Raw genomic sequence first — 17,872 nt, 5'->3', positions numbered from 1 at the left:
AAAACGAACAGGAACGAACCGCCATCGGGTTAATGCTGGGCGATTTCGATCGGAAAAGAACAAGAATCGCGGCCAATCAAACAACAGCGGCCCGCCGCAGGCCCCGAAGGACCGATGCACATGCGAACGCTCGCGGCCGCCGACGCCCTGCGGGCATGCCGCCGTACCGCACGTACCCTGGCGCGCCCGGGGGTGGTCCGTGCGACGCAATCTGCAAGGGATCGACAAGACCGTCGGCGCCGAGACCTGGCTGCGCGGCATCTCGCTGGCCCACGCGAAGCCGAACGGCGAGACCGTCGCCTGCGACACGCTGACGCGGCCCTGGAAGGACGGCGAGGTCCGCTGGATCGATGGCACCCGGTGCCGCGCAGGGCACGATTCCTGCGCGGCATCCCCACACTTTCCGCGCGCCGTGCGCGGGACGAGGATTCCGAGACCCCATGACGCACGCTGTTCCGCCGCTCCCCGCCCCCCGCGCCGCCCTGTTCGACAGACTGGCCGAAGACCGCCGCTACGACATCGCCGTCGTGGGCGGCGGCGCCACGGGCCTGGGTGTGGCGCTCGACGCCGCGGCGCGGGGGCTGTCGGTCGTGCTGCTGGAGTCGCACGACTTCGCCAAGGGCACCTCGTCGCGCGCCACCAAGCTGGTGCACGGCGGCGTGCGCTACCTGGCCCAGGGCAACATCGCCCTGGTGCGGGAGGCCCTGCACGAGCGGGCCACCCTGCTGGCGAATGCGCCGCACCTGGCCCAGCCGCTGCCTTTCGTCATGCCCTCCTACCGCTTCTGGGAGACGCCGTACTACGGCATCGGCCTGAAGCTCTACGACGCCCTGGCCGGCAAGCGCGGCCTGGGCCGCACCGAATTCCTGAGCCGGGCCGAGACCCTGTCGCGCGTGCCCGGCGCCCAGGCCTGCGGCCTGAAGGGCGGCGTGCAGTACTGGGACGGCCAGTTCGACGACGCCCGCCTGGCCCTGGCCCTGGCCCGCACCGCCGCCGCCCGCGGCGCGCTGGTCGTCAACTACTGCGCGGTGCGGTCGCTGGTGCACGAAGGCGGCAAGGTCTCGGGCCTGCAGTGCGTCGACCAGGAAAGCGGCCGCAGCGTCCACGTCCGCGCCGGCTGCGTCGTCAACGCCACCGGCGTCTGGGTCGACGCCCTGCGCCAGCAGGACGGCCAGGACATCGGCCAGCCGGTCAAGCCGATGATCGCACCCAGCCAGGGCGTGCACCTGGTCGTCGACAGCGCGTTCTTCCCCGGCGACCACGCCCTGCTGGTGCCGCGCACCACCGACGGCCGGGTGCTGTTCGCGGTGCCCTGGCTCGGCAAGGTCATCCTGGGAACCACCGACACCCCGCGCGACGACATCGTCCGCGAGCCCCGGCCGTTCGAGGAAGAAATCGCCTTCATCCTCGGCGAATCCGCCCGCTATCTGCGCAAGCCGCCGCGGCGCAGCGACGTGCGCAGCACCTGGGTCGGTCTGCGGCCGCTGGTCAAGCCGCAGGACGACGACGGCGGCAACACCAAGGTGATCAGCCGGGAGCACACCGTGCTGACCAGCGAGAGCGGCCTGGTCACCGTCACCGGCGGCAAGTGGACCACCTACCGCGCCATGGCCGAGGACGTGCTGCAGAACTGTGCCGATGCCGGCCTGATCGCCCGCACGCCGAGAGGTGCCACCGAGCACCTTCCGCTGGTGGGCGCGCCCCGAATGTCGCAACTGCGCCACAAGATGAGCGACGCGCCCGGGCTGCACAGTTACGGCGACGAGGGCGCATCGGTCACGGCGCTGCCGGGCGCCGGTGTCTGGCTGGCGCCGGGCCTGAGCGAGGCGATGGTGCGCTTCGCCGCCCGCTACGAGTACGCCCGCACCGTGGAGGACGTGCTCGCCCGCCGCTCCCGCCTGCTGTTCCTCGACGCACGGCTGGCGGCCCGGCTGGCGCCCCGCGTGGCCGCATTGCTGGCGGAGGAAGGCGTGCCGACGCCCGCGCTCGCGGAATTCGTGGCGCTGACGGGCCAATACATCGACTTTTCCGTCGGCACGGCCCAGTACAGCGGCAATAGCTTGACAAGCTCATAGGCGGGTGCCAGAATCGAGGGCTTCGCTTTCAAAAGGCGAAGCTTCTTGCCCAGCTCAAGCGCAGTGAAATGGTTTCATTGCGTGGACGACGGGCCCAAGACTGATCGAATCACGGCAATGCGCTTGCAGCGCCTGCCGCGTTACGGTGCAAGTTGGGAATAACGAAATGATCCAAACAGAATCCCGGTTGGAAGTCGCCGACAACACCGGCGCGAAGTCCGTGCTGTGCATCAAGGTGCTGGGCGGCTCCAAGCGTCGCTACGCCAGCGTGGGCGACATCATCAAGGTGAGTATCAAGGAAGCCGCCCCGCGTGGTCGCGTCAAGAAAGGCGAGATCTACAGCGCGGTGGTCGTCCGTACCGCCAAGGGCATCCGCCGCGGCGACGGCTCTCTGGTCAAGTTCGACGGCAATGCCGCCGTGCTGCTCAACGCCAAGCTGGAGCCGATCGGCACCCGCATCTTCGGACCGGTGACGCGCGAACTGCGCACCGAAAAGTTCATGAAGATCGTGTCCCTGGCTCCCGAAGTTCTCTAATTCGATCCAGGACGCGACATGAACAAGATTCGCACAGGCGACGAAGTCATCGTGCTCACCGGGCGCGACAAGGGCAAGCGTGGCACGGTCACGATGCGCAAGGACGACTCCTACGTCCTCATCGACGGCATCAATGTCGTCAAGAAGCACGCCAAGCCGAACCCCATGAAGGGTACGACGGGCGGCATCGTGGAGAAATCCATGCCGATCCACCAGTCGAACGTGGCGATCTTCAACGCCGCCACCGGCAAGGCCGACCGCGTCGGCATCAAGCTGCAAGCTGACGGAAAGCGTGTTCGCGTCTTCAAGTCCAGCGGCGACGAAATCAAGTTGGTCTGAGGGTTACAGACATGGCACGACTCCAGCAATACTACCGCGAGAAGATCGCGAAAGACCTGACCGAGAAGTTCGGCTACACCTCGCCGATGCAGGTCCCGCGTCTGACCAAGATCACGCTCAACATGGGCGTGAGCGAGGCAGTCTCCGACAAGAAGGTCATGGACAACGCGGTCGCCGACCTGACCAAGATCGCCGGCCAGAAGCCCGTGGTGACCAAGGCCAAGAAGGCCATCGCCGGATTCAAGATCCGCGAAGGCCAGGCCATCGGTTGCATGGTGACCCTGCGCGGCATCCAGATGTACGAGTTCCTGGACCGTTTCGTGACCGTGGCACTGCCCCGCGTCCGCGATTTCCGCGGTATCTCGGGCCGTGCGTTCGACGGTCGCGGCAACTACAACATCGGTGTGAAAGAACAGATCATTTTCCCGGAAATCGAGTACGACAAGGTCGACGCGCTCCGCGGTCTGAACATCAGCATCACCACCACGGCCAAGACCGACGAAGAAGCCAAGGCGCTTCTGGCCGGCTTCCGTTTCCCGTTCAAGAACTGAGGTGTCGTGTGGCTAAAGTAGCTTTGATCCAGCGCGAACTGAAGCGCGAAAAACTGGCAGCCAAGTACGCTCCCAAGCTCGCCGAACTGAAGGCGATGGCCAACGACGTCAAGCTGAGCGACGAAGAGCGCTTCGCGGCCCGCGTGGCGATGCAGAAGATTCCCCGCAATGCGAACCCGACCCGCCAGCGCAACCGCTGCGAGATCACCGGTCGCCCACGCGGTACTTTCCGTCAATTCGGCCTGGCACGCGCCAAGATCCGTGAACTGGCTTTCGCCGGCGACATTCCCGGCATCACCAAGGCCAGCTGGTAAGCAGGTAGGAGATATTCAACATGAGCATGAGTGATCCCATCGCCGACCTGCTGACCCGCATCCGCAATGCGCAGATGGTGGCCAAGGCCTCCGTTTCCGTGCCGTCTTCCAAGGTGAAGATCGCGATCGCACAAGTCCTGAAGGACGAGGGTTACATCGACGGCTTCCAAATCAAGAGCGAAGGCAACAAGACCGAGCTCGAGATCGCCCTCAAGTACTACGCTGGCCGTCCGGTCATCGAACGTATCGAGCGCGTCAGCCGTCCCGGCCTGCGCGTCTACAAGGGCTGCGATTCCATCCCACAGGTCCAGAACGGCCTGGGCGTTGCCATCGTCACGACCCCGCAAGGCGTGATGACCGATCGCAAGGCGCGCGCTACCGGTATCGGTGGCGAAGTGCTCTGCTACGTGGCCTGAAGCGGCATCGAGGAGAAACTGAAATGTCCCGCGTAGGAAAAATGCCGGTCGCCATCCCACAAGGTGTGGATGTGTCGATCAAGGATGACCAGATCAATGTCAAAGGCACGGGCGGTTCGCTGTCCCAGCACGCCCATGCATTGGTCAATGTGACGAACCAAGGCGGCAAGCTCAGTTTCGAGCCCGCCAACGAGTCCCGCGAAGCGAACGCCATGAGCGGCACGCTGCGCCAGCTCGTCAACAACATGGTGGTCGGCGTCAGCAAGGGCTTCGAGAAGAAGCTGTCGCTGGTCGGCGTGGGCTACAAGGCCCAGGCACAGGGCGCGAAGCTGAACCTGACGGTCGGCTACTCGCACCCGGTCAACATCGAGATGCCCGCCGGCATCACGGTGACCACCCCGACCCCCACCGAGGTCCTGATCAAGGGCGCCGACCGCCAGCGCGTCGGTCAGATCGCCGCGGAAATCCGCGCGGTCCGTCCTCCCGAGCCCTACAAGGGCAAGGGCATCCGCTATTCGGATGAAAAGATCACGATCAAAGAAACCAAGAAGAAGTAAGGAGCCGCAGCATGTCTTTGACCAAGAAAGAGCAGCGTCTCCGTCGTTCGCGCCAGACCCGGATTCGCATCGCGAACCAGGGCGTGGCACGTTTGACCGTGAACCGCACGAACCAACACATCTACGCTACCGTGATCTCCGGCGACGGCACCCAGGTGCTGGCGTCGGCCTCCACGGCGGAAGCGGAAGTTCGCACGTCGCTGGGTGGCGAAGGCAATGGCGGCAACGCCGCTGCCGCCACCGCCATCGGCAAGCGCATCGCCGAGAAGGCGAAAGCCGCCGGCGTGGAGAAGGTTGCCTTCGACCGCGCCGGTTTCGCCTACCACGGCCGCGTCAAGGCGCTGGCTGACGCTGCCCGCGAAGCGGGTCTGCAGTTCTAAGCACGACGGAAGAACATCATGGCTAAGTTTCAACCCAAAGTGCAGACCGAAGGCCAGGACGACGGTTTGCGCGAGAAGATGATCGCGGTCAACCGCGTCACCAAGGTCGTCAAGGGCGGCCGAATCCTCGGTTTCGCCGCGTTGACCGTGGTCGGCGACGGCGATGGCCGCGTCGGTTTCGGCAAGGGCAAGTCCAAGGAAGTGCCTGCTGCCGTTCAGAAGGCGATGGAAGAAGCCCGTCGCAACCTGAAGAAGGTTTCGCTGAAGAACGGTACGCTGCACCACCAGGTGACGGGTCACCACGGCGCTGCCAACGTGTTCCTGGCACCGGCACCCAAGGGTACCGGCATCATCGCCGGCGGCCCGATGCGCGCTGTATTCGAAGTGCTCGGCGTGACGGACGTGGTTGCCAAGAGCCACGGCTCTTCGAACCCCTACAACATGGTCCGCGCTACCTTCGATGCGCTCGTCAAGTCGACGACCGCGTCCGAAGTGGCAGCCAAGCGCGGCAAGTCGGTCGAAGAAATCTTCACCGCCTGACCGGAGTAACGATATGACGACGCAACAAACCGTCAAGGTGCAGCTGGTGCGCAGCCCCATCGGCACCAAGGAATCGCATCGCGCGACCGTTCGCGGCCTGGGCCTGCGCAAGCTCAACAGCGTGAGCGAGCTACAGGACAGTCCCGAAGTTCGCGGCATGATCAACAAGATCAGTTATCTGGTCAAAGTGCTCTAACAGAGGCAAGACATGGAACTCAATGGCATCAAGCCGGCAGCCGGCGCCAAGCACGCCAAGCGCCGTGTAGGCCGAGGTATTGGCTCCGGTATCGGCAAGACCGCAGGCCGCGGCCACAAGGGTCAGAAGTCCCGTGCGGGCGGCTACCACAAGGTGGGCTTCGAAGGCGGTCAAATGCCTCTGCAGCGCCGTCTGCCGAAGCGCGGCTTCAAGTCGCAGACCCTCAAGTACAACGCAGAAGTCACCTTGGCCGCTCTCGAACAGCTCGGCCTAGCCGAAGTGGACGTGCTGTCGCTCAAGCAAGCCGGCCTCGTCGGCCAGTTGGCCCGCGTGGTGAAGGTCATCAACACCGGTGCGCTGACGAAGTCCGTCAAGCTGACCGGCGTGGGTGCCACCGCAGGTGCCAAGACCGCGATCGAGGCGGCAGGCGGCAGCGTCGCCTGAGTGCGGTCTGAAGCAGTCCGGCATTCCATCTTGACGCATACGTTGAAAGAGTTCAGCAGTGGCTACTAGCGCAGCAACCATCGCGAAGACCGGCAAGTTCGGCGATCTGCGCCGTCGGCTCGTGTTTCTGCTGTTGGCGCTCGTCGTCTACCGCGTAGGCGCGCACATTCCCGTTCCCGGCATCGACCCGGCGCAGCTCCAGCAGCTGTTTCAGGGCCAGCAGGGCGGCATCCTGAACCTGTTCAACATGTTCTCGGGTGGTGCGCTGTCGCGCTTCACCGTGTTCGCGTTGGGGATCATGCCGTACATCTCGGCATCGATCATCATGCAGTTGCTGGGCTATGTCCTTCCCTCCTTCGAGCAATTGAAGAAGGAGGGCGAGGCCGGCCGGCGCAAGATCACGCAGTACACCCGCTACGGCACCCTCGGACTGGCACTGTTTCAGTCCTTCGGCATCGCCGTCGCGCTGGAAAGCTCCGCCGGACTGGTCCTGAGCCCGGGCCTCGGTTTCCGCATGACGGCGGTGGTGAGCCTCACGGCCGGCACGATGTTCCTGATGTGGCTGGGCGAGCAGATCACAGAGCGTGGCCTGGGCAATGGCATCTCGATCTTGATCTTCGCCGGTATCGCCGCAGGTCTGCCCAACGCGATGGGCGGCCTGTTCGAACTGGTGCGCACCGGCGCGATGAGCGTCGTCGTGGCCATCTTCATCCTGCTGGTCGTGGCACTGGTCACCTACTTCGTGGTGTTCGTGGAGCGGGGACAGCGCAAGATCCTGGTGAACTATGCGCGGCGCCAGGTCGGCAACAAAGTCTACGGCGGCCAGTCGTCGCACCTGCCGCTGAAGCTGAACATGGCCGGCGTGATTCCGCCGATCTTTGCCTCGTCGATCATCCTGCTGCCGGCCACTGTAGTGAACTGGTTCAGCGCAAGCGATTCGATGCGCTGGCTGAAGGATATCTCGGGTGCGTTGACGCCGGGCCAACCGATCTACGTGTTGCTGTATGCGACCGCCATCGTATTCTTCTGCTTCTTCTACACGGCGCTGGTGTTCAACAGCCGCGAGACGGCGGACAACCTGAAGAAGAGCGGTGCGTTCATCCCGGGCATCCGTCCGGGCGATCAGACGGCGCGCTACATCGACAAGATTTTGGTTCGTCTGACGCTGGCAGGTGCGGTCTACATCACCTTCGTGTGTCTGCTGCCCGAGTTCCTGATTCTCAAGTACAACGTGCCGTTCTACTTCGGTGGAACTTCCTTGCTGATCATCGTGGTCGTCACGATGGACTTCATGGCCCAGGTGCAGAACTATCTGATGTCGCAGCAGTACGAATCGCTTCTGAAGAAGGCAAATTTCAAGACCTCGCCAGGCGCCTGAAAAGGCGGTCGGCGAGTATGTGAAAAGCGAAGAGGGGTGCTGCGGCACGCCTCGGGGTGGGTGAAGCCACAGTGGCGTGGAAGGTCACATGTCGGGAAGGCCGGCACACGGAATGTGCGGGTTCTTTCTGGTGGCTTGGCGACGACTGCAGCGATGTCTGCGGAACCGTTCCGGGCCCGCAACTATGTTTTTCGCCTTGAGTGGCGAAATGGATCAAAGAGTTTTAGGAGAATGCAATGAGAGTTTCGGCTTCGGTCAAGAAAATCTGCCGCAACTGCAAGATCATCCGCCGCAAAGGCGTGGTGCGTGTGATCTGCACCGACCTGCGTCACAAGCAGCGTCAGGGTTGAAGAGTTTTAGAGGACCAACATGGCACGTATTGCTGGCATCAACATCCCGCCGCACAAGCACGCAGAAATCGGCCTGACGGCCATCTTTGGCATCGGCCGCACCCGCGCCCGCCAGATCTGCGAAGCGAGCGGCATCGCTTACTCGAAGAAGATCAAGGATCTGACCGACGGGGATCTGGAAAAGATCCGCGACCAGATCGCTCTCTTCACCATCGAAGGCGATCTCCGTCGTGAAACCACGATGAATATCAAGCGCTTGATGGACATCGGCTGCTACCGTGGCTTCCGCCATCGCCGTGGCCTGCCGATGCGCGGTCAGCGCACGCGCACCAATGCCCGCACCCGCAAGGGTCCGCGCAAGGGCGCCGCCGCTCTGAAGAAATAACCGCGACTGAAAGAGAAATATGGCCAAGTCTCCTGCCAATAACGCCGCACAGCGCGTTCGCAAGAAGGTCCGGAAGAACGTGTCGGACGGCGTGGCCCACGTGCACGCTTCGTTCAACAACACCATCATCACGATCACCGACCGCCAGGGCAACGCCCTGTCGTGGGCATCGTCGGGTGGTCAAGGCTTCAAGGGCTCGCGCAAGTCGACGCCTTTCGCAGCCCAGGTCGCTTCGGAAGTCGCCGGTCGCGCCGCGATCGAGCAAGGTATCAAGAACCTCGACGTCGAGATCAAGGGCCCCGGTCCTGGTCGCGAGTCGTCGGTTCGCGCGCTGGGCGCGTTGGGCATCCGCATCACGTCGATCGCCGACGTGACGCCGGTTCCGCACAACGGCTGCCGCCCGCAAAAGCGCCGTCGTATCTGAGCGTTCTGCGCTCGGGTCGAGCCTGCGGTTAGAATCGCAGGCTTTTTCGCTTCCCCGTTAAGCCCACCGCCACCTGTGTCTCACCGGTGGCTCCCGCATGGTCGTGCGGAAGATGACATAGAAGGACGTTCAAGTGGCACGCTATCTCGGCCCCAAGGCCAAACTCTCCCGCCGTGAAGGCACCGACCTGTTCCTGAAGAGCGCACGTCGCTCGATCGCGGACAAGTCGAAGTTCGACTCGAAGCCCGGCCAGCACGGCCGCACTTCCGGCCAGCGCACGTCCGATTTCGGTCTGCAGCTCCGCGAAAAGCAGAAGGTCAAGCGCATGTACGGCGTGCTGGAGAAGCAGTTCCGCCGCTACTTCGAGCAAGCCGACCGCCGCAAGGGCAACACCGGCGCCAACCTGCTGTTCATCCTCGAGTCCCGCCTGGACAACGTGGTGTACCGCATGGGCTTCGGCTCCACCCGCGCCGAAGCACGCCAGCTGGTGTCGCACAAGGCGATCACGGTGAACGGCCAGTCGGTCAACATCGCGTCGTACATGGTCAAGACCGGTGACGTCGTAGCCGTTCGCGAGAAGTCGAAGAAGCAGAACCGCATCGTCGAAGCGTTGCAACTGGCCCAGCAGGTCGGCATGCCGGCATGGGTCGACGTCCAGCTCGACAAGGCCGAAGGTACCTTCAAGAAGGTTCCGGATCGCGACGAGTTCGGTGCCGACATCAACGAATCGCTGATCGTCGAGCTCTACTCGCGTTGATGCCCTGCGCCGCCTCGTGCGGCGCGTCCTATTTCGTTCGATTCATTTCCCTGGCCCGCGGGGCACCGCGGGGCGGGGCTTCGCAGCCTTACCGGTGTAACGAGCTGGGGGTATTGAGAGGAAGTCCATGCAAACCAATCTGCTGAAACCCAAAGCGATCAATGTCGAGCAGCTGGCGCCCAACCGCGCCAAGGTGGCCCTCGAGCCCTTCGAGCGCGGCTACGGCCACACGCTCGGCAACGCGATCCGTCGCGTACTGCTGTCGTCCATGGTCGGGTATGCAGCAACCGAGGTCACGATCGCCGGCGTCCTGCACGAGTATTCGTCGATAGACGGCGTGCAGGAAGACGTCGTCAACATCCTGCTGAACCTGAAGGGCGTGGTGTTCAAGCTCCACAACCGCGACGAAGTGACGCTGTCGCTCCGCAAGGACGGCGAAGGCGTGGTGACGGCCGGCGACATCCAGACGCCGCACGACGTCGAGATCATCAACCCCGACCACGTCATCGCGCATTTGTCGGCCGGCGGCAAGCTGGACATGCAGATCAAGGTGGAGAAGGGCCGCGGCTACGTGCCGGGCACGATGCGCCGCTATGCCGACGAAGCCACCAAGTCGATCGGCCGGATCGTGCTGGACGCCTCGTTCTCGCCGGTCAAGCGCGTCAGCTACACCGTCGAAAGCGCCCGCGTCGAGCAGCGTACCGACCTGGACAAGCTGGTCGTCGAGATCGAGACCAACGGTGCCATCTCGGCCGAAGACGCGGTGCGCGCCTCGGCCAAGATCCTGGTGGAACAGCTCGCGGTGTTCGCGCAGCTCGAGGGCGGCGAACTCGCCGCCTTCGACGCGCCGACGCCACGCGGTGGCAACACGCCGTTCGATCCGATCCTGCTGCGTCCGGTGGACGAACTCGAACTGACGGTGCGCTCCGCGAACTGCCTGAAGGCCGAGAACATCTACTACATCGGCGACCTGATCCAGCGTACCGAGAACGAACTGCTCAAGACCCCGAACCTGGGTCGCAAGTCGCTCAACGAAATCAAGGAAGTGCTGGCTTCGCGCGGACTCACGCTCGGCATGAAGCTCGAAAGCTGGCCGCCGGCCGGCCTGGACAAGCGCTAAACACAGAACCCGGCCTCCGACCCTGTCGGTGGCCAGTGCCTCGGGCAGTACCTGATCCGGCTGCCCGATTTAATAACCGAAGGAAAAAGCACCATGCGCCACGGACACGGACTCCGCAAACTCAACCGCACCAGCTCGCACCGCCTGGCGATGCTGCATAACATGATGAACTCGCTCATCGAGCACGAGGCCATCAAGACCACGCTGCCGAAGGCCAAGGAACTGCGGCGCGTCATCGAACCGATGATCACGCTGGCCAAGGAAGACACGCTGGCCAACCGCCGCCTGGCGTTCAACCGCCTGCGCGACCGCGACAGCGTGACCAAGCTGTTCACCGACCTGGGCCCGCGCTTCAAGGCGCGTCCAGGCGGCTACACCCGCATCCTGAAGATGGGCTTCCGCGTGGGCGACAACGCGCCGATGGCATTCGTCGAACTGGTCGATCGCGCCGCTTCCGGCGAAGAATCTTCCGCAGACGATGCAAAGACTGCATAAGTAGGCTATACTACGATTCTTGTCGCGCGATGGAGCAGCCTGGTAGCTCGTTGGGCTCATAACCCAAAGGTCGCAAGTTCAAATCTTGCTCGCGCAACCACACAACGGCAGCGATGCCGCTTTAGAAGCCCGCAGCGATGTGGGCTTTTTTTTGCTTGTGCGCTGGGCGATGAGGATGCCGGCCATGACGCCGATACGCGCTTTCCGGTGGCTGGTGGTGGTGGGCACCGTGCTGTTGGTCGCCTGTGCGCAGGTCCCGGCACGGCCGGGTGCGGCGTCCCCGCGGGCCGCGGCGCTGTCGCGGGCCACGCAGGCCGTCGCTGCGCCCGCACCCCGCGTGCAGAGTTGCGCAGCCGCGTCGGCTCAGGCCTCCACCGACCCCCGCACGGCGCGCTGGGTGGCCCAGGCGATGCAGGAGCATGCGGCCTTCGGTGGCCAGCAGCTGGATGCCGACGGCCGCATGACCAAGGCCGGCATCCAGGAAGCCGAAACCGATGCGCTCGCCGACGGCAGCGGCCCCGCGTGGCGCCGGGTGCTGGCGTACTGGCAGGCGCTCGACCCGGGCAAGCCACGCGACCTGCGCGGCACCGCCGGCGGCATCCAGCGGCTGGCGCCGCTCCTGGCCGCGCTCGACGGTGCGGGCAAAGGCGACGGTGCCGATCCAGGGCTGTCGTCGCTCGACGACGGCCAGCGCCTGGCGATCCGCACCGCTCTCCAGCGGGCGGCGCTGGTCGACAACCCGTGGTCTGCCGCCTTCGTCAGCTATCTGGCCCGCAGCGCCGACATGGCCGACGAAGAGTTCGCCTATTCCGACGCCCACCACGTGTATGTGGCGCAGGCCTTCGATGCCAGCCGCGACGAGCGCGCCGGCACCCCGTCGGATGCCGCGTTCCGTGCCTGCGCCATCGCCCGCACCACGCCGCGCCCGGGCGACATGGTTTGCCAGACCCGCGGCAGCGGTGCCGAGCTGGACCGGTTCGCCGCCGTGGAGACTGCGCTGGCCGAGCGCGGAGCCGGCGGTGCGTTCCCGATGCATTGCGACCTCGTCGTGGACGTCGATCTGCCGGGTGGGTATGCCGACACCATCGGCGGCAACGTGCTGCAGTCGGTCACCCGGCGCCGCATGGCGCTGGAGGCCGGCCCGCCCGCCACGATCGCCCGTCGCTATTTCCACGCCGACGCGCCCGCCGGATGCGTGGAGGACCCCGGCGCTTGCGGTGCGCCCTTCATGAGCTTCCAGCCGTGGACGGTCTTGCTCCAGGTGCGTCGCTGAGTTTCGCAGCGCCGATTTTTGAGCGAATCGTTGCCGTAGCCGTCGCGGATCGCCGGCTCTTCGCTGCCGAATTAATAGCATAGAAGATGCCGGAGCGGCCCGCGGCGTCGGCTGCGTCCCAGGCTGGCCGGCCGCGGCAGGGGCGCCGTGGCCGCGGACGTCGAGCGGCTTACTGCACCGTCGCCACTTCCACCAGGCAGTCGTAGAACGTCGGCGTGCGGCCCAGGTCGGTCAGGCGCTGGCTGGTCAGTTCGTTGACGTTGGTGCCGGCGATGCCCGACTTGCGCCACCAGATGCCCAGGCCGTGCACCACGCCCGGCCGTGCGCGGTGGCTCACCTCGGCCTTGCAGCGGTATTCGCCGCGGCCGTTGAATACCCGCACCACGTCGCCCGACGCGATGCCCCGCGCCTCGGCGTCGGCGGCGCTGATCTCCAGCAGCGGCTCGCGCTCGATGTCGCGCAGGCTCTTCACGTTGGCGAAGGTCGAGTTGAGGAAATTGCGCGCCGGCGGCGAGATCATCGCCAGCGGGTAGGACGCATCGGGCCCGGCGACCTCGTGGTTCGGCACATGGTCGGGCAGGCCGTCGAGGCCCTGGGCGACCAGCCGCTCGCTGAGGAATTCGCAGCGGCCCGAGGCGCTGGGAAAGCCGCCGTGGGCGAAGGGCGCATCGGGCACCGGCAGCGGCGCGAAGCCGTCGCGCAGCAGCCGGTCGAAGTCGACATGGGTGCCGTAGGCCTGGCGGCACAGCGCCTCGTCGTCGTCGCGGAAGCACGCGTCGTCGAAGCCCATGCGCGAGGCCAGGCCGCGGAACACGTCGGTGTTGCTGCGCGCCTGGCCGACCGGTGCGATGGCGGGGCGGTTCAGCAGCACGTCGGTGTGGCCGTAGGCGGGGTGCACGTCCCAGTGTTCGAGCTGGGTGGTGGCGGGCAGCAGGTAGTCGGCGTAGTCGGCGGTGTCGGTGCGGAACTGCTCGATCACCACGGTGAACAGGTCCTCCCGTGCGAAGCCGGCGGCCACCCGGGCCGATTCGGGCGCGACGGCGACCGGATTGCTGTTGTAGACCACCACCGCCGCGACCTGGGGGCCGAAGGTGTCGGACGCGGGCTGCAGCAGCACGTCGCCGATGGTCGACATGTTGAGGGTGCGCGGCCGGCGCCCGGCCAGCAGGTCGGGCCGCTGGAGCGCGGCGCGCTGCACCGGGAAGTAGCCCGAACTGCTCATCAGCAGCCCGCCCGCCCGGTGGCGCCACGCGCCCACCAGGGCCGGCAGCCAGGCGACGGCCCGGGTGGCGTTGCCGCCGCCCTTGACCCGCTGCATGCCGTAGTTCAGCCGGATCGCGGCGGGCTGGATGGTGCCGTAGTCGTGGGCCAGCGCGCGGATCTGCGCCTCGGGCACGCCGCAGACCTCGGCGGCGTGCGCGGGCGGCCACTGCAGCGCGCGCTGCCGCAGCGCGGCCCAGCCCAGGGTGTGGCGCTCCAGGTAGTCGTGGTCGAGCCGGTCGTGCACGATGCATTCGTGCATCAGCGCGAAGGCCAGCGCGGCATCGGTGCCGGGGCGCAGCGCGACGTGCTCGTGGCACTTCTCCGCCGTCTCGGTGCGGCGCGGGTCGATGCAGACGATGCGGGCGCCGCGGCGCTTGGCTTCCTGCACATGGCGCCAGAAATGCAGGTTGCTGCCGATCGCGTTGCTGCCCCAGATCAGGATCAGCTGCGACTCGGCGAAATGCTCCACCTTCATACCGACCTTGCCGCCCAGCGTCTGGGTCAGGCCCTCGGCGCCGGCCGAGGCGCAGATGGTGCGGTCGAGCAGCGAGGCGCCCAGCCGGTGGAAGAAGCGGCGGTCCATGCTCTCGCCCTGCACCAGGCCCATGGTGCCGGCATAGCTGTAGGGCAGGATCGCCTCGGGCGCATGGGCGGCGATGGCCGAGAGGCGGCGGGCGATCGCGTCCAGCGCCTCGTCCCAGCCCACCGGCTCGAATTGGCCGCCGCCCTTGGGGCCGACCCGGCGCATCGGCTGCAGCAGCCGCTCGGGGTGATAGACCCGCTCGGGGTAGCGCGAGACCTTGGTGCAGAGCACGCCGCCGGTCTGGGGGTGGTCGGCGCTGCCCTGGACCCGCACGGCACGGCCAGCCTCGACGGTGGTGACAAGGGCGCAGGTGTCGGGGCAGTCGTGCGGACAGGCGCCGCGCACGCGCACGGATGCTTCCGAAATGGCGGGTGCGATAGCAAACATGTAAAGATAGGCGAAGTAATTTCGTCGAAGTTGATTCGATTGCTAATATTTGCTTACACTTCTCTCGCGCCAGAATTAGGCGTTACCCCTGATGCTGGAGCGCACACAGTGAATTTTTCGAACGTCAGCCGCCGATCTTTTTCCGGCGCATTGCTTGGAACCGGTCTGGCGATGGCCGCAAATCCGTCGGCATGGGCCCAAGAAGGCCGCATAGTATTGGGCCAGTCTACCGTGCTGACCGGACCGCTCGCCCCGCTCGGTATTCAATATGCAGAGGGCGCTCGTCTTTGCTTCGACCAGGTCAATGCCCAGGGCGGCATCGGCAGGCGTCCGATCGAGTTGAAGACGCTCGACGATGCCTACGATCCCGGACGCTGCGCCGACAACACCCGCAAGCTGCTGGCCGAGGACGTGACCGCGCTCTTCGGCTATGTGGGCACGCCCACGAGCCAGGCAGCGCTCGCGGTGGCGACGCAGGCGCATGTGCCCTTCATCGCACCGCTCACGGGTGCACCCGCATTGCGCGAGCCGTTCAACCGCAATGTGTTCTTCCTGCGTGCTTCCTACGACGAGGAAGCGGAGGTCATCGTCAAGCAGCAGACTTCGATGAACCTGAGCCGCATCGGAGTCGTCTACCAGACCGACGCCTTCGGCAAGGTCGGCCTGGACGGTGTCGTCAAGGCCCTGTCAGCGCGCAAGTTGCAGCCTTCCGCGCTGGTCGCGGTCGACCGCGAAGCGGTGGACATGTCGGAACCGGTCAAAAAGTTCTCGAAGAACTGGCCCGAGGCCATCGTGATGGTGGGTACGCTCTCGCCCTGCGCGGCTTTCATCCGGGCGGCGCGCAAGGCGGGGTTCGGCGGCATGTGCTTTTGCATGTCCGTCGTCGACACGCAGACGCTGGGCCAGACCTTGGGAGCGGTCGGCGCAGGGGTGGTGGTCGCGCAGGTGCTGCCCTCGCCCTTCAAGAGCAGCCATGCCGCGTCACGCGAATTTGTGGATGCGGTCAAAAAGGGCGGCGGCAAGGTCACGCCCGGCTACACCGCCTTCGAGGGCTACCTGGCCGCACGGGTGCTGGTCGAGGGTATGCGCCGCGCGCGCGGCTCGGTCGACCGCGAGAGCCTGGTCGGCGGTCTGGAGTCGATCGGCAACGCCACCATCGCCGGCCTGCCGGTGTCCCTGAGCGCCAGCAGCCATGTGGCGTCGAAATTCGTCGAGCTGTCGATGCTGACCGGCGACGGCCGGGTCAAGGCCTAGTCAAGGCCTGGAAGTCCGGGCGGCAGAAGAGGTCGTCGGCCGCGCAGTGCCGCTCGCGGAGCCCGCGGGCCGTTCAGGAAGCGCAGTAGACTGTTCCGCACGCATCCAGGCGGGCCGCGTGCGGCCCGTCGCCGTTTCCAGGAGTCCCGCATGCCCCCCTCCGTCATGACCGATGTCGCCGATGTTCCCGCCACCGGCGCGTTGCCGGACGCGCTGCACCCCGACAGCCCCGAGATCCAGGCGATCACCGCGCTGCGGCGCGACATCCACGCCCACCCCGAACTGGGCTTCGAAGAGGTCCGCACCTCCGCGCTGGTCGCGCGGAAACTCACCGAATGGGGCATTCCGGTGCACCGGGGCCTGGGCCGCACCGGCGTGGTCGGCACCCTGCGCGGTACCGGCGGCACCAGCAGCCGCACCCTGGCCCTGCGCGCAGACATGGACGCGCTGCCGCTGCAGGAGTTCAACACCTTCGCCCACGCGAGCCGCCACCCGGGCCGGATGCACGCCTGTGGCCACGACGGCCACACCGCGATCCTGCTGGCCACGGCCCAGTACCTGGCCGCGCACCGTGACTTCGACGGCACGCTGTATTTGGTCTTCCAGCCGGCGGAGGAGGGCGGCGGCGGCGCCCGGGTGATGGTGGAAGAAGGCCTGTTCGAGAAGTTTCCGGCCGAGGCGGTGTTCGGCCTGCACAACTGGCCGGGCATGGCGACGGGCCACATGGCGGTCAGCAGCGGGCCGGTGATGGCATCGTCCAACGAGTTCAGGATCACCGTCCGCGGCAAGGGCTCGCACGCGGCGATGCCGCACCTCGGCATCGACCCGGTGCCGATCGCCTGCCAGATGGTGCAGGCCTTCCAGAACATCGTCAGCCGCAACAAGAAGCCGCTGGATGCGGGCGTGATCTCTGTCACGATGATTCACGCCGGCGATGCCACCAACATCGTGCCCGACAGCTGCGTGCTGGAGGGCACGGTGCGCACCTTCAGCCTGGAGGTGCTCGATCTGCTGGAGGCCCGCATGCGCACCGTGGCCGAGCACACCTGCGCCGCGTTCGACGCGCGGTGCGAGTTCGTCTTCGACCGCAACTATCCGCCGACGGTCAACGACGCGGCCGCGGCCGACTTCCTGCGCGACGTGGTGGCCGAGGTGGTCGGTCCCGACCGGCTGCAGGAGCAGGAGCCTACGATGGGCGCGGAGGATTTCTCGTACATGCTGCGGGCGCGGCCCGGCGCCTACGCCTTCCTCTCGAACGGCGACGGCAGCCACCGCGACGAGGGCCACGGCATGGGTCCCTGCATGCTGCACAACCCGAGCTACGACTTCAACGATGCGCTGATCCCGATCGGGGCGCGCTGCTGGGTGCGACTGGTGCAGAAGTGGTTCTCCACGCCGTCGCCGATTCAGAAAAGCGATAAAAAGTAGCCGCAGCCATTACAGAGCATCGACCTGTAGCTATATATTTAATAGCAAAATCATCCGGCGCGCCGCCGGGCCAGGGGCTCGGGCACTGCGTGCAAACCCGGTGCGCCGCCACCGTAAGATGCGCGTTCCTCCCGCCCTCGACCACCGCACATGCCCGATCTGATCGCCGATTTCGACGCAGCCGTCGCCCGCTCCAAGAACCTGGCCGAGCGGCCCGACAACCCCACGCTGCTGAAGATATACGCGCTCTACAAGCAGGCGACGCAGGGCGACAACGTCGAGAAGCGGCCGAGTTTCAGCGACGTGGTCGCCCGCGCCAAATGGGACGCCTGGACCAGGCTCGAGGGCACCGCCGGCGACGCGGCGCGCCAGCAGTACATCGATCTGATCGCCTCGCTGGAGTAGCCTGCGCGGTGTACGCGGCGCCG

The 17,872-nt window shown here is 65.9% G+C and carries 23 protein-coding genes and 1 tRNA gene; 23 read left to right on the top strand and 1 reads right to left on the bottom strand.

The window, feature by feature from the left end; translation table 11 throughout:
- Positions 1 to 440 precede the first annotated feature (440 nt).
- The 20 genes from DFQ15_RS05020 (at position 441) to DFQ15_RS04925 (ending at position 12,529) form a co-directional block, all read left to right on the top strand.
- Positions 441 to 2,075 (top strand): glycerol-3-phosphate dehydrogenase/oxidase, encoded by a 1,635-nt coding sequence (locus DFQ15_RS05020; protein ID WP_110464908.1) that lies wholly within the window; start codon positions 441 to 443, stop codon positions 2,073 to 2,075.
- A gap of 166 nt (positions 2,076 to 2,241) precedes the next feature.
- On the top strand, positions 2,242 to 2,610 hold the full coding sequence (gene rplN / locus DFQ15_RS05015; protein ID WP_055840955.1) for a 50S ribosomal protein L14: 369 nt from the start codon (positions 2,242 to 2,244) through the stop codon (positions 2,608 to 2,610).
- A gap of 18 nt (positions 2,611 to 2,628) precedes the next feature.
- Positions 2,629 to 2,949 (top strand): 50S ribosomal protein L24, encoded by a 321-nt coding sequence (gene rplX / locus DFQ15_RS05010; protein WP_110464907.1) that lies wholly within the window; start codon positions 2,629 to 2,631, stop codon positions 2,947 to 2,949.
- 11 nt (positions 2,950 to 2,960) lie between these two features.
- Positions 2,961 to 3,500, top strand: coding sequence for a 50S ribosomal protein L5 (rplE, locus tag DFQ15_RS05005; RefSeq protein ID WP_055840949.1), 540 nt, complete (start codon positions 2,961 to 2,963; stop codon positions 3,498 to 3,500).
- Positions 3,501 to 3,508: 8 nt separating this feature from the next.
- A complete protein-coding gene (rpsN, locus tag DFQ15_RS05000) occupies positions 3,509 to 3,814 on the top strand; it encodes a 30S ribosomal protein S14 (RefSeq protein ID WP_110464906.1) in 306 nt (101 codons plus the stop codon).
- A 20-nt stretch (positions 3,815 to 3,834) separates the two neighbouring features.
- Positions 3,835 to 4,230: a 30S ribosomal protein S8 gene (gene rpsH / locus DFQ15_RS04995; protein WP_110464905.1), complete on the top strand. Its 396-nt coding sequence runs from the start codon at positions 3,835 to 3,837 to the stop codon at positions 4,228 to 4,230.
- A 23-nt stretch (positions 4,231 to 4,253) separates the two neighbouring features.
- Entirely contained in the window at positions 4,254 to 4,787 is a 534-nt protein-coding gene (rplF, locus tag DFQ15_RS04990; RefSeq protein ID WP_110464904.1) for a 50S ribosomal protein L6, read from the top strand.
- A gap of 11 nt (positions 4,788 to 4,798) precedes the next feature.
- Positions 4,799 to 5,167 carry a 50S ribosomal protein L18 gene (rplR, locus tag DFQ15_RS04985; protein ID WP_110464903.1) on the top strand — a complete coding sequence of 123 codons (369 nt, stop codon included), beginning with the start codon at positions 4,799 to 4,801 and terminating at the stop codon, positions 5,165 to 5,167.
- A gap of 18 nt (positions 5,168 to 5,185) precedes the next feature.
- The gene (gene rpsE / locus DFQ15_RS04980) at positions 5,186 to 5,707 is read left to right on the top strand and encodes a 30S ribosomal protein S5 (protein ID WP_055840936.1); all 522 of its coding nucleotides are present in this window, start codon (positions 5,186 to 5,188) and stop codon (positions 5,705 to 5,707) included.
- 13 nt (positions 5,708 to 5,720) lie between these two features.
- The gene (rpmD, locus tag DFQ15_RS04975) at positions 5,721 to 5,903 is read left to right on the top strand and encodes a 50S ribosomal protein L30 (protein ID WP_055840933.1); all 183 of its coding nucleotides are present in this window, start codon (positions 5,721 to 5,723) and stop codon (positions 5,901 to 5,903) included.
- A gap of 12 nt (positions 5,904 to 5,915) precedes the next feature.
- Positions 5,916 to 6,347: a 50S ribosomal protein L15 gene (gene rplO, locus DFQ15_RS04970; protein ID WP_110464902.1), complete on the top strand. Its 432-nt coding sequence runs from the start codon at positions 5,916 to 5,918 to the stop codon at positions 6,345 to 6,347.
- A gap of 58 nt (positions 6,348 to 6,405) precedes the next feature.
- Positions 6,406 to 7,725: a preprotein translocase subunit SecY gene (gene secY, locus DFQ15_RS04965; RefSeq protein ID WP_110464901.1), complete on the top strand. Its 1,320-nt coding sequence runs from the start codon at positions 6,406 to 6,408 to the stop codon at positions 7,723 to 7,725.
- Positions 7,726 to 7,961: 236 nt separating this feature from the next.
- Complete coding sequence (rpmJ, locus tag DFQ15_RS04960) at positions 7,962 to 8,075, top strand: 50S ribosomal protein L36 (protein ID WP_005793651.1); 114 nt, start codon at positions 7,962 to 7,964, stop codon at positions 8,073 to 8,075.
- A 19-nt stretch (positions 8,076 to 8,094) separates the two neighbouring features.
- On the top strand, positions 8,095 to 8,460 hold the full coding sequence (gene rpsM, locus DFQ15_RS04955) for a 30S ribosomal protein S13 (RefSeq protein WP_055840924.1): 366 nt from the start codon (positions 8,095 to 8,097) through the stop codon (positions 8,458 to 8,460).
- A 19-nt stretch (positions 8,461 to 8,479) separates the two neighbouring features.
- The gene (gene rpsK, locus DFQ15_RS04950; protein WP_055840921.1) at positions 8,480 to 8,884 is read left to right on the top strand and encodes a 30S ribosomal protein S11; all 405 of its coding nucleotides are present in this window, start codon (positions 8,480 to 8,482) and stop codon (positions 8,882 to 8,884) included.
- Between the two features lie 133 nt (positions 8,885 to 9,017).
- A complete protein-coding gene (gene rpsD / locus DFQ15_RS04945; RefSeq protein ID WP_055840918.1) occupies positions 9,018 to 9,641 on the top strand; it encodes a 30S ribosomal protein S4 in 624 nt (207 codons plus the stop codon).
- Between the two features lie 127 nt (positions 9,642 to 9,768).
- Entirely contained in the window at positions 9,769 to 10,761 is a 993-nt protein-coding gene (locus tag DFQ15_RS04940) for a DNA-directed RNA polymerase subunit alpha (RefSeq protein WP_110464900.1), read from the top strand.
- A gap of 93 nt (positions 10,762 to 10,854) precedes the next feature.
- The gene (gene rplQ / locus DFQ15_RS04935) at positions 10,855 to 11,256 is read left to right on the top strand and encodes a 50S ribosomal protein L17 (protein ID WP_110464899.1); all 402 of its coding nucleotides are present in this window, start codon (positions 10,855 to 10,857) and stop codon (positions 11,254 to 11,256) included.
- A 23-nt stretch (positions 11,257 to 11,279) separates the two neighbouring features.
- Positions 11,280 to 11,356, top strand: a tRNA-Met gene (locus DFQ15_RS04930).
- Positions 11,357 to 11,440: 84 nt separating this feature from the next.
- Complete coding sequence (locus tag DFQ15_RS04925; protein ID WP_158529005.1) at positions 11,441 to 12,529, top strand: DUF2272 domain-containing protein; 1,089 nt, start codon at positions 11,441 to 11,443, stop codon at positions 12,527 to 12,529.
- A gap of 169 nt (positions 12,530 to 12,698) precedes the next feature.
- Here DFQ15_RS04925 and DFQ15_RS04920 read toward each other — a convergent pair whose 3' ends face one another.
- Positions 12,699 to 14,762 carry a molybdopterin-containing oxidoreductase family protein gene (locus tag DFQ15_RS04920; RefSeq protein WP_110464897.1) on the bottom strand — a complete coding sequence of 688 codons (2,064 nt, stop codon included), beginning with the start codon at positions 14,760 to 14,762 and terminating at the stop codon, positions 12,699 to 12,701.
- Positions 14,763 to 14,870: 108 nt separating this feature from the next.
- On the opposite strand from DFQ15_RS04920, the gene DFQ15_RS04915 reads away from it, so the two are divergent.
- The 3 genes from DFQ15_RS04915 to DFQ15_RS04905 all read left to right on the top strand — a co-directional run bounded on the left by DFQ15_RS04915 (position 14,871) and on the right by DFQ15_RS04905 (position 17,849).
- Positions 14,871 to 16,016 (top strand): ABC transporter substrate-binding protein, encoded by a 1,146-nt coding sequence (locus DFQ15_RS04915; protein ID WP_110464896.1) that lies wholly within the window; start codon positions 14,871 to 14,873, stop codon positions 16,014 to 16,016.
- A 150-nt stretch (positions 16,017 to 16,166) separates the two neighbouring features.
- Positions 16,167 to 17,444 carry a M20 aminoacylase family protein gene (locus tag DFQ15_RS04910; RefSeq protein ID WP_233504278.1) on the top strand — a complete coding sequence of 426 codons (1,278 nt, stop codon included), beginning with the start codon at positions 16,167 to 16,169 and terminating at the stop codon, positions 17,442 to 17,444.
- A gap of 150 nt (positions 17,445 to 17,594) precedes the next feature.
- A complete protein-coding gene (locus DFQ15_RS04905; protein ID WP_110464894.1) occupies positions 17,595 to 17,849 on the top strand; it encodes an acyl-CoA-binding protein in 255 nt (84 codons plus the stop codon).
- Positions 17,850 to 17,872 lie beyond the last annotated feature (23 nt).

This window comes from Xylophilus ampelinus, from assembly GCF_003217575.1.
Lineage (GTDB): Bacteria > Pseudomonadota > Gammaproteobacteria > Burkholderiales > Burkholderiaceae_C > Xylophilus > Xylophilus ampelinus.
Note: the sequence above shows the minus strand (reverse complement) of the source record. Positions and strands in the feature narration are given on the sequence as shown.